9 protein-coding genes are annotated in these 13,281 nt (G+C 66.5%); 6 read left to right on the top strand and 3 right to left on the bottom strand.

Features of this window, described 5'->3' with window-relative positions; translation table 11 throughout:
• The first annotated feature begins 18 nt into the window (after nucleotides 1-18).
• Nucleotides 19-2,244, top strand: a complete 2,226-nt coding sequence (locus tag GJ698_RS03105; protein ID WP_154356099.1) for an ATP-binding protein — start codon at nucleotides 19-21, stop codon at nucleotides 2,242-2,244.
• A gap of 8 nt (nucleotides 2,245-2,252) precedes the next feature.
• Nucleotides 2,253-2,708 (top strand): response regulator, encoded by a 456-nt coding sequence (locus GJ698_RS03110; protein ID WP_154356100.1) that lies wholly within the window; start codon nucleotides 2,253-2,255, stop codon nucleotides 2,706-2,708.
• On the opposite strand, the gene GJ698_RS03115 is transcribed toward GJ698_RS03110, so the two are convergent.
• Nucleotides 2,695-4,311, bottom strand: a complete 1,617-nt coding sequence (locus GJ698_RS03115) for a response regulator (RefSeq protein ID WP_154356101.1) — start codon at nucleotides 4,309-4,311, stop codon at nucleotides 2,695-2,697. The two genes, GJ698_RS03110 and GJ698_RS03115, sit on opposite strands and share 14 nt — an antisense overlap.
• Before the next feature lie 125 nt (nucleotides 4,312-4,436).
• Between GJ698_RS03115 and GJ698_RS03120 the strand changes: the two genes are divergently transcribed.
• A complete protein-coding gene (locus GJ698_RS03120; protein WP_229259803.1) occupies nucleotides 4,437-5,003 on the top strand; it encodes a biliverdin-producing heme oxygenase in 567 nt (188 codons plus the stop codon).
• Here GJ698_RS03120 and GJ698_RS03125 read toward each other — a convergent pair.
• Nucleotides 4,966-6,087, bottom strand: coding sequence for a branched-chain amino acid ABC transporter substrate-binding protein (locus tag GJ698_RS03125; RefSeq protein ID WP_154356103.1), 1,122 nt, complete (start codon nucleotides 6,085-6,087; stop codon nucleotides 4,966-4,968). The two genes, GJ698_RS03120 and GJ698_RS03125, sit on opposite strands and share 38 nt — an antisense overlap.
• A 177-nt stretch (nucleotides 6,088-6,264) precedes the next feature.
• Nucleotides 6,265-8,505, bottom strand: coding sequence for a hypothetical protein (locus GJ698_RS03130; RefSeq protein ID WP_154356104.1), 2,241 nt, complete (start codon nucleotides 8,503-8,505; stop codon nucleotides 6,265-6,267).
• Nucleotides 8,506-8,685: 180 nt separating this feature from the next.
• Here GJ698_RS03130 and GJ698_RS03135 point away from each other — a divergent pair, with 180 nt between their 5' ends.
• The 3 genes from GJ698_RS03135 to GJ698_RS03145 all read left to right on the top strand — a co-directional run bounded on the left by GJ698_RS03135 (nucleotide 8,686) and on the right by GJ698_RS03145 (nucleotide 13,276).
• Nucleotides 8,686-9,039, top strand: a complete 354-nt coding sequence (locus tag GJ698_RS03135) for a hypothetical protein (RefSeq protein WP_154356105.1) — start codon at nucleotides 8,686-8,688, stop codon at nucleotides 9,037-9,039.
• An 84-nt stretch (nucleotides 9,040-9,123) separates the two neighbouring features.
• Complete coding sequence (locus tag GJ698_RS03140) at nucleotides 9,124-11,544, top strand: catalase (protein WP_154356106.1); 2,421 nt, start codon at nucleotides 9,124-9,126, stop codon at nucleotides 11,542-11,544.
• Nucleotides 11,545-11,653: 109 nt separating this feature from the next.
• Entirely contained in the window at nucleotides 11,654-13,276 is a 1,623-nt protein-coding gene (locus tag GJ698_RS03145) for an MFS transporter (protein WP_154356107.1), read from the top strand.
• Nucleotides 13,277-13,281 lie beyond the last annotated feature (5 nt).

The following is a 13,281-nucleotide window of genomic DNA, read 5'->3' on the forward strand; positions in this document are numbered from 1 at the left end:
GATTTTTCTGCCCAAGCCATGCCCCAGGACCGCACCGACCTCGATATCGCCAGCTGCGATCGTGAACCGATCCGCACGCCGGGCGCGGTGCAGCCGCACGGTTTTCTGCTGGCGCTGGACGGCCAGTTGACGGTGGTGCAGGTCAGCGACAACCTGGCGCAGTTCACCGGCATGGAACCGCGGCTGGCGATCGGCCGGGCGCTGGCCGACGTGATCGGCGAGCGCGGCGCCGAGGTGCTGGCGCCGCAGCTGGAAGCGGGCCGGCTGCGCGAACGCCCGGCCTACCTGTCCACCATCAGCCAGGGCGGCGAGCCGTTCGACGTGCTGGGACATGCGTGGGACGGCCTGCAGATCCTGGAATTCGAGCCGGCCAGCAGCAGCCATGGCGCCGATATGCAGCAGCTGTATCCGCTGCTTGGCGAATTCCTCAACAAGATCAGCGACGCCGATTCCATCGAGGAGCTGAGCAGGCTGGCTGCCGCCGAGATCCGCGCGCTGACCGGCTTTGGCCGGGTGCTGGTGTACTCGTTCGACGACGAAGGCCACGGCAACGTGCTGGCCGAATGCCTGGCCGACGGCTACGACAGCTACCTGGGCCAGCGCTTCCCGGCCAGCGACATTCCGCGCCAGGCGCGCGAGCTGTATGTGGCCAACCGGGTGCGCATCATCCAGGACGCCAACTACGTCCCGGCCGGCCTGGTGCCGCCGCGGAATCCGCGCAGCGGCCAGGCCAACGACCTGTCGTTCGCGGCGCTGCGCAGCGTGTCGCCGGTGCACCTGCAATACATGCGCAACATGGGCACGATGGCGTCGATGTCGGTGTCGCTGGTGGTGCGCGGCAAGCTGTGGGGACTGATCTCCTGCCACCACGCCGAAGCGCGCCGCCTCAGCTTCCACCAGCGCACCGTGTGCGAGCAGGTGGGGCAGATCCTGGCGCTGCACATCAAGAACCGCAGCGACGCCGACGAACTGCAATTCCGGCTGGAGGTGCGGCGCTCGATGGTGCGCATCCTCGGCGGCCTGACGCAGGGCGCGGACTTCATCGAAAACCTGCGCAGCGTGCTGCCCGAGCTGCTGCACTTCGCGCGCGCCGGCGGCGTCGCCATCGTCATCGACGACCGCCTGATTTCCTTCGGCGACACGCCGTCCGACGACCAGATCCGCGAACTGGCCGACTGGCTGGGCGCCGGCGTGCATGAGGAGGTGTTCCACAGCGCCCACCTGTCGGCGCAGCATGCGCCGGCCGAGGACTACACCGACTGCGCCAGCGGCCTGCTGGCGATGCAGATCTCGCGCATCCACCAGCACTACCTGCTGTGGTTCCGGCCCGAGCACGTGGTGCAGATCGACTGGGCCGGCCGTCCGGACGGCAAGCAGTCCACCAACGGCCAGCTGTCGCCGCGCACCAGCTTTGCCGCGTGGCGCGAGACGGTGCACGGCCGCAGCGCGCCGTGGCGCGACGGCGAAATCGAACTGACGCTGGAGTTCCGTACTGCGCTGCTGGGCATCGCGCTGGAACGCGCCGAACAGATGGCCGACCTGGCCGAGGAGCTGGGCCGCGCCAACAAGGAGCTGGAGGCGTTTTCGTATTCGGTGTCGCACGACCTGCGCGCGCCGCTGCGCCACATCGTCGGCTTTTCCGACCTGCTGATGGAAACCGCCGGCAACGACAATCCGGAGCGGCGCCTGCGCTTCCTGGCCAACATCAAGGACGCGGCGCGCCTGGCCGGCAAGCTGGTCGACGACCTGCTGAGTTTTTCGCAGATGGGCCGCGCCGCGCTGCGGCCGGTGCGCATCCGCATGGACGAGATGGTGCGCGGCTGCATCGAGAAACTGGCGCCGGAGGCGGGCGCGCAGCGTATCGACTGGCAGCTGGCGCCGCTGCCACAGGTCATCGCCGATCCCGCTTTTTTGCAGCTGGCCTTGTATAATCTGCTGTCGAACGCGGTCAAATTCACCGCCAACAGCGAGCCGGCGGTGATCCGCATCAGCGCCGAAAAGCTGCCTGGCGAGACCGTGTTTCATGTGGCCGACAATGGCGTCGGCTTCAATATGGAGTACGCGCACAAATTGTTCGGCGTATTCCAGCGCCTGCACCGCATGGAAGATTTCCAGGGCACCGGCATCGGCCTGGCCAATGTGCGCCGTATCATCGAGCGCCATGGCGGCCGTGTCTGGGCCCAATCCGTGCCAGGGGAGGGCGCGACATTTTCGTTTGCCATACCTGATCCTGATACTGATTGAGACGCCCTATGTTAAAGCCCATCCTGCTGGTGGAAGACAACCCCAACGACCTGGAACTGACCCTGATCGCGCTGGAGCGCAGCCAGCTGGCCAACGAAGTGATCGTGGTGCGCGACGGCGCCGAAGCGCTGGACTACCTGCATGCGCGCGGCGCATTCGCGGCGCGCGAGCAGGGCAATCCCGCCGTGGTGCTGCTGGACTTGAAACTGCCGAAGGTCGACGGCCTGGAAGTGCTGGCGGAAATACGCGGCTCGGCCACGCTGAAAAGCATGCCGGTGGTGATGCTGACCTCCTCGCGCGAAGAGCAGGATCTGATCCGCAGCTATGAACTGGGCGTCAACGCCTACGTGGTCAAGCCGGTCGACTTCGGCGAATTCGTGCGCGCCATCGCCGACCTGGGCATCTTCTGGGCGGTGCTCAACGAGCCGCCGCCAGGGTCACACCGCTACGTCAAACCGCATTGACGCTGCGCTGCCTCAGCAGGTGGCGGATGCGCGCGCTCAGCGTCTCCGCCGTGTAGGGCTTGTGCAGCAGGTGCACGCCGGCCGGCAGCTTGCCGTCGTGCGACAGCACCCCTTCCGCATAGCCGGAGGTGAACAGGATCTGCGCCTGCGGCAGCTTGCGTCGTACCAGTTCGCTCAACTCCATGCTGCTGACGCGGCCCGGCATGATCACGTCCGTGAACAGCAGGTCGATGCGGGCGCCTTCTTCGATCAGGCGCGCCGCCTGTTCGGCATCCTCGCTGCTTAATACTTCGTAGCCCAGCGCCGCCAGCAGGTCGACGGTGGAGCTGCGCACGTCTTCCTCGTCTTCCACCACCAGGATGGTTTCGACGCCGCCGCTGAGCGGCTGCAGCGGCGCCGGCGCATCCGTCGAGGCGGCGGCCAGGCTGCGCGGCAGGTAGATCAGCACGCAGGTGCCTTCGCCCTCCGTGCTTTGCAGCGCGATCTCGCCGCCGGACTGCTTGACGAAGCCGTAGGCCATGCTCAGGCCCAGGCCCGTGCCCTGACCGGTCGGCTTGGTGGTGAAGAACGGTTCGAAGGCGCGTTGCAGCACTTCCTGCGGCATGCCGGCGCCGGTGTCGGCGATTTCGATCAGCACGTAGTCGCAGGTGCTGTCGCCGTGGTTGTCCGGCAGCGGCGCGCCGGCCGGCTCGTTGCGCGCGCGGATGGTCAGCGTGCCTTCGCCGTGCATGGCGTCGCGCGCGTTGATGGCCAGGTTGAGCATCACGTTGTTCAATTGGCCGACATCGACCTCGGTGTTCCACAGCTGCGGCGCGATGTCGGTGACCACCACCGCGCGCGGGCCGAGCAGGCGGCGCAGCATGTCGTCCATATTGGCCAGCAGCGGCGCCAGCGCCACCACCGCGTTCTGCAGCGGCTGGCGGCGCGCGAACGCCAGCAGGTGGGCCGCCAGCCGGGCGCCGCGCTCGACGCCGTTCAAGGCGTTGTCGATGCGCGCCAGCCCTTGCTGGTTGACGCCGCCGATCATCTTCACCAGTTGCAGGTTGCCGCCGATGATTTGCAGGACGTTGTTGAAATCGTGGGCGACGCCGCCGGTCAGCTGGCCGATCGCTTCCATCTTCTGCGACTGGTGCAGGGCGGCCTGGCTGGCGCGCAGTTCTTCCTCGCGCTGGCGCAGTTCGAGGAAGGCGGCGTCGCGCTCAAGGCGCGCCTGGTAGGCCGCGCTGTGATAGCGGATGCGCGCTTCCAGTTCGCGCGCTTCCGGCCACTTGACCAGGTAGTCGTTGGCGCCCATTGAAAAGGCGCGCGCCTTGATGTCGGCGCCGTCCTCGGACGACAGCAGGATGATCGGCACCTGTTCGGTGTCCGGCGTGGCGCGCAGCATGCGGATCACATCGAAACCATCCGCGCCCGGCATGCGCAGATCGACCAGCACCACGGTGGCTTCGGTTTCCCGGCACAGCTGCACCGCCAGTTCCGCGCGGTTGTCGTAGCGCAGGCGTATGCCGGCCTGGTGCGACATGTGGTAGCCGATCAGGTCTTCGGCCATCGCTTCGTCGTCGATCAGCAGCACGGAGCAGTTTTGCGATTGGTTATGGTTCATGGGGCGAGGCAATTAAAGTTGGGTAAATTTTACCTGACCATGGTGGGATTGAATGTCTTGCAGCGTACCGTGCGCGTGTCGGGTTTGTGTAAAATCGTTATTCGGTATTGAGTCAGGGGAATGTTTTGGATGTTTTGACCGCCTTGCGGAGCGCCACCGCAGAACGCCACGCGGAACTGGACACGCGCACGCCGCTGGCCGCCGAGGCGCCGGACCTGCGCGCCTACCGCGATCATCTGCATCTGCTGGAGGCGTGGCTGGCGCCGATCCAATCGGCGCTGGATGATGGTCTGGCCTTGCCGCCGCGCGACTATCTGGCGCTGATCCGCAGCGACCTGGCGCATCCTTCCCTGGCCTGTCTGCCGGCCTCGCCGCTGCTGGCGCCCGAGGCCTGGACGGCGCGGCAGGACGCCGCCTGGCGCTGGGGCGTGGCCTATGTCATCGAGGGATCGCAGCTGGGCGGCGCGGTGCTGTACAAGCGCCTGGCGGAGCGGCTGGCGCCGCATCCCCTGGCGTATCTGCGCGGGGAGGGATCGCCCGGCCCGCGCTGGCAGCAATTTCTCGCTGCCCTGCGCGGCGCGGTGGTGACGCCGGCGCAGATCGAGCAGGCTTGCCAGGGCGCCCGGCAAGCCTTCGACAGTCTGATTACGCTGCTTAATAGCTCGTCAGCGCAACCGGCTGACCACCCTTGAAGGTGAAGATGGTGACCGGCGACTGCTTCATGTCGCCCTTGGCGTCGAAGGCGTAGCTGCCGGCCACGCCCTGGTAGGCGCCGGCGCTGATCACGGCCTGCACTTTCGGCACGTCGACGGTGTTGGCCTTTTGCATGGCCTGTGCGTACATCATGACGGCGTCGTAGTAGGCGGCGGCGTAGACGTCGGCGTCCTGCTTGAAGCGGGCCTTGAACTTGGCCTTGAAGGCCGGACCGGCCGAGGCCTTGTCGAGGATGGCGCCGCCTTGCGAGCACAGCACATTGTCGCCGACGGCGTCGCCGCCCAGCTTGCCCATTTCGGCGGTGCAGATGGTGTCTCCGCCCAGCAGCCTGGCGTTGATGCCCAGCTGTTTCATCTGGCGCGCCATCGGCGCCGCCTGCGGTGCGTAGCCACCGAAGAAGATCGCCTGCACGTTCTTGGTTTTCAGCTTGGTCAGGATGGCGGTGAAGTCGAACGCCTTGTCGTTGGTGAATTCGTGGCCGGCCACGGTCATGCCGGCGGCTTTGGCCTGCTTCTTGAATTCTTCCGCCACGCCCTGGCCGAAGGCGGTACGGTCGTCGATCACGGCGACGGTTTTCAGTTTCATTTCATTGGCGGCGTATAGCGCCATTTTCGAACCCAGCTGGGTGTCGCTGGCGTTGACGCGGTACAGGCCCTTGTAGCCTTGCTGCGTCAGCTTGGGATTGGTGGCGACGGTGGCGATCAGGGCGCCGGCATCGTTGTAGGCGCGCGAGGCGGGAATGGCGACGCCCGAGTTGTACGGGCCGACGATGTAGTGGACGCCGGCGTCGATCAGTTTCTGGGCGGCGGCCATGCCGGCTTTCGGATCGCCCTGGTCGTCTTCGGACAGCAGTTCGAATTTCAGCTTTTTGCCGGCGACGGTGATCGGTTTGGCGTTGAGCTCTTCCACCGCCAGGCGGGCGCCGTTTTCATTGTCCTTGCCGGAAAAGGCCTGCGAGCCGGACAGCGGGCCGCTATGGCCGATTTTGACGACGGTGTCCTGGGCGTGGACGCTAAAGGCGGTCAGCAGCGCCAGGGCGGCGGCGGTGTGCTTCAATTTCATGCGATCTCCTGATGGGTGTGTTGCGATGATTATCGCCAAAAACGGAGAATATTATCGTGCGAGTTGGGGCTGTAAACGGCGGGCGTTCAAAATTAAATTTGGCCGGGGCGGAGAATGGGCCTGCCAGCCGGTCCGGCGCGCCGCAGCGCGTGGCTACGGTGCGCGGCCGGGGCGAGGTTATGGTGCGTTGCCGATGGCGCGGGTGGCGGTGGTGGCGTTGACGGCGCCCACGCGCGGGATGGCGGCGGTAGCGGCGCGGGCGGCGTTGGCTGTGGTGCCGGCAATGTCGTTGACGTTGTAGGCGGCGATGGCGGCGGCCAGGGCCGGATTCGAGCGCAGGTCGGCCGGCGTGTTGACGGCGTTCTGGGCGGCTGCAACCTGGACGGCGTTGGTCTGCTCGGCCGCCGCCTGTGCCGCCGCGGCTTGCTGTGCGGCGGTGGAGGCTGCGGCTGCCTGTTGCGCGGCGCTGGCGGCAGCGGCGTTGGCGGCGGCCAGGCTGGCGGCGGTGTCCTGCACGGCGGCGGCCTGCTGGGCGGCGACATCGGCTGCGGTGGTGGCCGCATCGGCGGTGCTGGCATTGTTCTGCGCCAGACGTGCTTGTGCGGCGGCCGCGACGGCTGCCGCGTTCTGGGCCGCCATGGCGTCGGCGGCGTTCTGTGCGGCCTGGGCTTGCGCTGCCGCCGATTGCGCGGCGGCGTTGGCGATCGCCACCTGGGCTGCGGCCGCCTGCGCGGTTTGCGCCTGCTGGGCGGCGGTGGCGTTGGGCGGCAACGTCGGGATGTTCTGCACGGCGTTCTGTGCGGCGACCGACCGTTGCTGCGCTTGTTGCGCGGCGGCGGTGGCGGTGGTCACGGTGGCCGTGGCCTGCTGACGCGCGGTCTGCGCCTGCGCGGCGGCCTGTGCCTGTTCGGCAGCGGTAGGCTGCTGCGCCGCCTGCGCATCGGCGGCCTGCTGCGTTTGCTGAGCATTTTGCGTGGCGTTGGCTTGTTGCGCTGCCGTTTGCGTTGCGTTGGTCTGCTGCGCAGCGTTTTGCGCGGCGCCGGCCTGTTGCAGCTGCTGGGCTGCGGTCTGCGTCGCATTGGCCTGTTGAGCGGCCGTTTGCGTGGCGCCGACTTGTTGCGCCTGATTCGCCTGTGCGCGGGCTGCTGCTTCTTCCTGTGCGCGCTGGGTGGCGGCCTGGTTGGCGGCCACGGTCTGTTGCAGCGCCGAGACCTCTGCGGCCTGCGCCTGCTGAGCGTTCTGCACTTGCGTTGCCGCTTGTTGGACTTGCGCCTGCTCGGCGGCGCGCGCCTGGTCGAGCTGTGTTTGCTGGTTCAGCGCGGCTTGTGTCTGCTGCGCCTGCGTCAGATTGGCTTGCTGAGTAGAGGCTTGCAGCAATTGCGAACGCTGCGCCTCCGCCGCCTGGTCAGCTTGCGCCAGTTGCGCCGCCGTCTGGTTGGCCTGAAGCTGTTGCGTGGCGGCTTGCTGATTCGTTTGCAGCTGCTGTTGGGCCAGCGTTTGATTGGCTTGCTGCGTCGCCTGCGCCTGCTGATCGACCAGCGCCTGTTGCAGATTGGCTTGCTGTACGTTCGCCTGCGCCTGCTGCGACGCCAGCTGGTTGACGATAGGCGACGGCGTCTCCGGCTGCTGCGTGGTGGCAGCCTGCTCCAGCTGGGCGCGTTGCGCCGCCAGCCGGTCCGCCGCCGTTTCAGACAGCGGATTCTGCGACAGGTTATTAATCTCGGTACGCGCCACGTTCAGCCGCGCGTTGGCGGCCGCTTCGGCCGGCGTCAGGCTCTGGAAGGGATTGGTGCCCAGGCCGGGAATCTGCGAACTGCCCGCCGCGCTCAACTGCTCGGCAAAGTCCGTCGCCAGATTGCGGAACGTGGTCAGCGTATTTTCCAGCGTCGACGTGGTCTGCTGGTTATTGGCGTTGAAGGCCGCCCGCAATTGCTCCGGCTCCAGCGACAGGCCGCCGGTCAGATCCGACAACAGCGGCGGCTGCAAGGTCACGCCCAGCTGCGCCAGGTTCTGCGCCTGCGTATTGACGCTGTCATTGGTCTGCTGCGTCAAACTGTTGACCAGATTGTTCAGCAGCGACGCCTGCTGCGGCTGGCCCTGGTCGAAATCCACCGTCGGCAGCAGATTGAAGGCATCCACCACATTCTGCACCGCCGTGTTGAGGGTATCGGCCCGCGCCGCATTGTCCAGCGTGGTGTTGCCCTGAAGCTGGGACAGCTGCTGCTGGGAATTGGTCACCGATAACAGGAAGCTCGCCACCGGCGACAAGTCGATGGTCACGGAAGCCGCCGGCGGCGCATCCAGCGCCGACCCTACCGCATTGATGGTGGCGCCATTCACCGCCGCAGCTTCCGCCGCGCGATTGACTGGCTGCAACTCCGTCAGCGACGACGGCGTCAGGGATGAGATAGGGAACATTGCCGCTCTCCAAAGTAGGTATGGCTCACCTGTAGCATGCGCCTGCACGGGCGGCCCCGTCAGTGTGTGACTTCACATAGCGGACCATTTTGCACATTGTTAGCTCCCGCACGGTCAAGCGTGGTTGATCGGCCTATCGTTGAAGTTCCCAACCTGCACACACAACGAGAGGATCTCATCATGGATAACACCATCGACACCAAAATCAACAGCACCCGCGACGGCGTCACCCAGATCGGCAAGGACCTGCGCGCCGACGCTCATGCCGCCATCGACAAAGTGGCCGACAAGGTGCCGCCAGCCACCGACCGTCTGGCCACTCAGGCCCATACCGGCGTCGACAAGGTAGCCGACACCGTGGAAAGCACCTCCGACACCCTGGCCGCACGCGGCAAGCAAGTGGTGGAATCGTACAAAAACTTCGCCGAATCGAGCCGCAACCACGTGCGCGCCAGCCCGGTGATCTCGGTCCTGGTGGCTGCCGCCGCCGGCTACGGCATCTCGAAACTGCTGGGCTCGCGCAACAGCAAGTAATCCCCACTGCCCGGGCGGTATCACTGTCGGGACGACCGCCAGCGCCCCGCGCCGGGCGCCGTTCGTCTCGTTCAAAGGATATCCATGGCAACCAACAAGAAATCGCCGGCCTCCGTGATGGGGGCCGGTTCCGTATTGAGCACCGTCGCGGGACCCTCCAACGCCGCGCCGCCCGACAGCCTGGGCGGCGCCAGCCCACAGGAACAGGTCTTGCTGGCCAAGGTCGCCGGCGGCCAGCAACTGGCGGCCGACATGCCGTTCAACGCCAACAAGGCCGGTGAGCACGGCGAAGCCGCGCGCACGCCGCAAGCCGGCCAGACCTGTCCCGTGCCGCATCCGGCCGCTACCGGCAGCACCGTCGGCGAAACCTCCGCCTCGGCCAAGACCGGCAGCGGCGTGCCGCCGGTGGGCGTGTGCCCGGCCGGTGACCTGGACCGCGTGCGCGCCGACGCCGGCGAACAGCGCCTGACCACCAACCAGGGCGTGCCGATTGCCGACAACCAGAATTCGCTGAAGGTCGGCCTGCGCGGCCCGACCGCGCTGGAAGACTTCATCCTGCGCGAAAAAATCACCCACTTCGACCACGAACGCATCCCGGAACGCGTGGTGCACGCGCGCGGTTCGGCGGCGCACGGCTACTTCGAAAGCTACCAGGACCTGAGCGACATCACGCGCGCCGCGCCGTTCGCGGCGGCCGGCAAACGCACGCCGGTGTTCGTGCGCTTCTCCACCGTGGCCGGCGAGCGCGGTTCGGCCGACACCGTGCGCGATGTGCGCGGCTTCGCCGTCAAGTTCTACACCGACGAAGGCAACTGGGATCTGGTCGGTAACAACATCCCGGTGTTCTTCATCCAGGACGCGATGAAGTTCCCGGACCTGATCCACTCGGTCAAGCCGGAACCGCACAACGCGATTCCGCAGGCGGCCAGCGCGCACGACACCTTCTGGGACTTCGTCACGCTGATGCCGGAATCGACGCACATGCTGATGTGGCATCTGTCCGACCGCGCCATTCCGCGCAGCTACCGCACCATGCAGGGCTTCGGCGTCCACACCTTCCGCCTGGTGAACGCGCAGGGCGAGTCGGTGTTCTGCAAATTCCACTGGCAGCCGGTGGGCGGCACGCACTCGCTGGTGTGGGACGAAGCGGCCAAGATCATCGGCGCCGATCCGGACTTCCACCGCCGCGACCTGTGGGAAGCCATCGAGGCGGGCGCCTATCCGGAATGGGAACTGGGCCTGCAGATCTTCACCGAGCAACAGGCCGAGTCCTTCCCGTTCGACGTGCTGGACGCGACCAAGCTGGTGCCGGAAGAACTGGTGCCGGTGCAGGTGGTCGGCAAGATGACGCTGAACCGCAACCCGGACAACTTCTTCGCCGAGACCGAGCAGGTGGCCTTCTGCACCGCGCACATCGTGCCGGGCATCGACTTCTCCAACGACCCGCTGCTGCAGGGGCGCATCCACTCCTACCTGGATACGCAGATCAGCCGCCTGGGCGGCGCCAACTTCCACGAAATTCCGATCAACGCGCCGCTGGCGCCGGTGCACAACAACCAGCGCGACGGCATGCACCGCCAGGCCGTGCATCGCGGCCGCGTGGCGTACGAGCCGAATTCGCTGGGCGGCGGCTGTCCGTTCCAGGCCGGCATGGCCGGCTTCACCACGGCGCGCAGCCAGATGCCGCAGCCGCCGGAGGACAAGGTGCGCGGCAAGCCGGAACTGTTCGCCGACCACTACTCGCAGGCGCGCCTGTTCTGGATCAGCCAGACGCCGGCCGAGCAGGCGCACATCGTCAACGCCTACCGCTTCGAATTGAGCCGGGTGACGGTGCCGGCCATCCGCGTGCGGTTGCTGTCGATGCTGGCCAATGTCGATCCTATCCTGGCCGAAGGCGTGGCGCAGGGCCTGGGCATGGACCTGCCGCCGCCGATGCCGCTGGCGACCGATGCGCCGCCGCCACAGTACGAGCCATCGCCGCCGCTGTCGCTGCTGGCGCGTCCCGGCGCGCTTGGCGTCAAGACGCGCAAGGTGGCGATCCTGGCCGGCCATGGTGTCGAGGCGGACGGCGTGAAAGCCATCTACGCCGACCTGCTGGCCGCCGGCGCCACGCCGCGTGTGGTGGCGCCGCAACTGGGCCAGCTGACGGCGGTTGACGGCAGCCGCCTGGATATCGAGATCTCGATCGAGGCCGCGCCGGCGGTGCTGTACGACGCGGTGATCATCGCCGACGGCGCCACCAGCGCCGCCATGCTGGCCGACGATTCCGACGCGCGCGATTTCGTGCGCCAGCAGTACCGCCACTGCAAGCCTATCCTGGCGGTCGGCGCGGGGAAAGCCTTGCTGAAGGCAGCCGGCATTCCGGCGGCCATGCAGGACGGTTCGCCGGACCTGGCGCAATGGCAGGTGGAGGCCAGTGCGCTGGACGGCGCGCTGGCGGCGTTCAAGGAAGCGCTGGCCGGGCATCGCCCCTTCCAGCGTGAAACAGACGCGGCGCCCCTGTAAAAGCGCTTATCACCATCGAAGTATTTAACAATGGCGGGCATAGTGATATGCTCGCCATTAATGCTTTTCGTCTCCTCCCCCCAAAAGAAAGAATCAGGACACCTGACGCATGGACGTTTACGCCCCCCAAACCTGGCAACCGCACGAGCGTCCCGTCCTGCCCGGATCGCCGTCCAATCCGGACCATCCATTCTGGACGCGCGTCGCCTTCCTGATTGTCGGTTTCATCGTCGCCATCACCGGCGGCCTTGGGAATGCGCTGGTGTCGGTCAATCTGCCCTACCTGCAAGGATCGCTCGGCGTGTTCACCACCGAGATCCAGTGGCTGCCGGCCGCCTATGTGATGGCCAACGTTTCGATGAACCTGTTGCTGGTCAAATTCCGCCAGCAGTACGGGCTGCGACTGTTCACTGAACTGTTCCTGGTGCTGTATGCGGTGGTCACGGTGGCGCACCTGTTCGTGCACGGCCTGGGATCGGCCATCGCGGTGCGTGCCGCGCACGGCATGAGCGGCGCGGCGCTGACCACCCTGGGCCTGTACTACACCTTGCAGGCCTTCCCCGCCAAGCACCGGCTCAAGGGGGCGGTGCTTGGCGTCGGCTTTTCGCAACTGGCCATTCCGATGGCGCGGCTGTTTTCGTCGGAGCTGATGGAGTTCGGCGAATGGCGCGGCCTGTACTTCTTCGAACTGGGACTGGCGCTGGTGTCGCTGGCGTGCGTTCTGTGGCTCAAGCTGCCGCCGGGCGACCGCATCAAGGTGTTCGAGAAAATGGACTTCGTCACCTTCGGCCTGTTCGCGCCCGGCGTGGCGCTGCTGTCGGCGGTGCTGGCGCTGGGCCGCACCGTGTGGTGGCTGGACACGCCCTGGGTGGGCTATGCGCTGGCCGGCGCGATTGCGCTGATTGTCGCCGCGCTGGCGATCGAGCATAACCGCGCGCGGCCGCTGCTCAACACGCGCTGGCTGATCAATCCCAACATCGCGCGCCTGGCCACCTCGGTGCTGCTGATCCGCGTGGTGCAGTCGGAGGCCAGCGGCACGGTGGGCTTTCTGCAGGCGCTGGGACTGAACAACGACCAGATGCTGACCTTGTGGTGGATCGTGATGATCGGCGCGGTGGCCGGCATGGTGGTCAGCGCGCTGTATATCGCACCGTCGCGCATTCCCGGCCAGCTGCTGTTTTCGCTGGCGGTGATGGCGCTGGGCGCCTACCTGGATTCGGATTCCACCAACCTTACGCGGCCGCAGGATCTGTATGTCAGCCAGTTCCTGCTGGGCTTTGGCGGCGCGCTGTTTGTCGGGCCGACGTTTATTTCCGGTTTTGGCGCGGTGATCGCGGCGCCGAATAACCTGGTCAGTTTCTCGGTCATGTTCAGCATTACGCAAACCCTGGGCAGCCTGCTTGGCACGGCGATCACCGGCACTTTCCAGGTGTGGCGCGAGAAGTACCATTCCAGCATTCTGGTCGAACATCTGACCCAGCTCGATCCGCTGGTGGCGGCGCGGATTCAGTCGGGCGGCCTGGCTTCACTCAGCGCGGCCGCCACGCGCGAGGCCAATGTGCTCGCCTATAACGACGTGTTCCTGGCCATCACCGTGCTGGCGCTGTTCACCATGGCCGGTTTGCTGACCCATTATCTGTGGACGGCGTGCGTGACCCACACTCCCAAGTCGGTGCCCAATGCGCAAGCAGGCATCACCAACGTCTCTCTCAACAATTCCGGATCCCGCTGAATCAC

This window comes from Duganella aquatilis (assembly GCF_009674565.1).
GTDB lineage: Bacteria > Pseudomonadota > Gammaproteobacteria > Burkholderiales > Burkholderiaceae_D > Rugamonas > Rugamonas aquatilis.

Excerpts from the sequence above, each read along its gene's own strand:
- GJ698_RS03105 (WP_154356099.1), top strand. The coding sequence starts at position 19 with ATGCCCCAGGACCGCACCGACCTCGATATCGCCAGCTGCGATCGTGAA.
- GJ698_RS03110 (WP_154356100.1), top strand. The coding sequence starts at position 2,253 with ATGTTAAAGCCCATCCTGCTGGTGGAAGACAACCCCAACGACCTGGAA.
- GJ698_RS03115 (WP_154356101.1), bottom strand. The coding sequence starts at position 4,311 with ATGAACCATAACCAATCGCAAAACTGCTCCGTGCTGCTGATCGACGAC.
- GJ698_RS03125 (WP_154356103.1), bottom strand. The coding sequence starts at position 6,087 with ATGAAATTGAAGCACACCGCCGCCGCCCTGGCGCTGCTGACCGCCTTT.
- GJ698_RS03130 (WP_154356104.1), bottom strand. The coding sequence starts at position 8,505 with ATGTTCCCTATCTCATCCCTGACGCCGTCGTCGCTGACGGAGTTGCAG.
- GJ698_RS03135 (WP_154356105.1), top strand. The coding sequence starts at position 8,686 with ATGGATAACACCATCGACACCAAAATCAACAGCACCCGCGACGGCGTC.
- GJ698_RS03140 (WP_154356106.1), top strand. The coding sequence starts at position 9,124 with ATGGCAACCAACAAGAAATCGCCGGCCTCCGTGATGGGGGCCGGTTCC.
- GJ698_RS03145 (WP_154356107.1), top strand. The coding sequence starts at position 11,654 with ATGGACGTTTACGCCCCCCAAACCTGGCAACCGCACGAGCGTCCCGTC.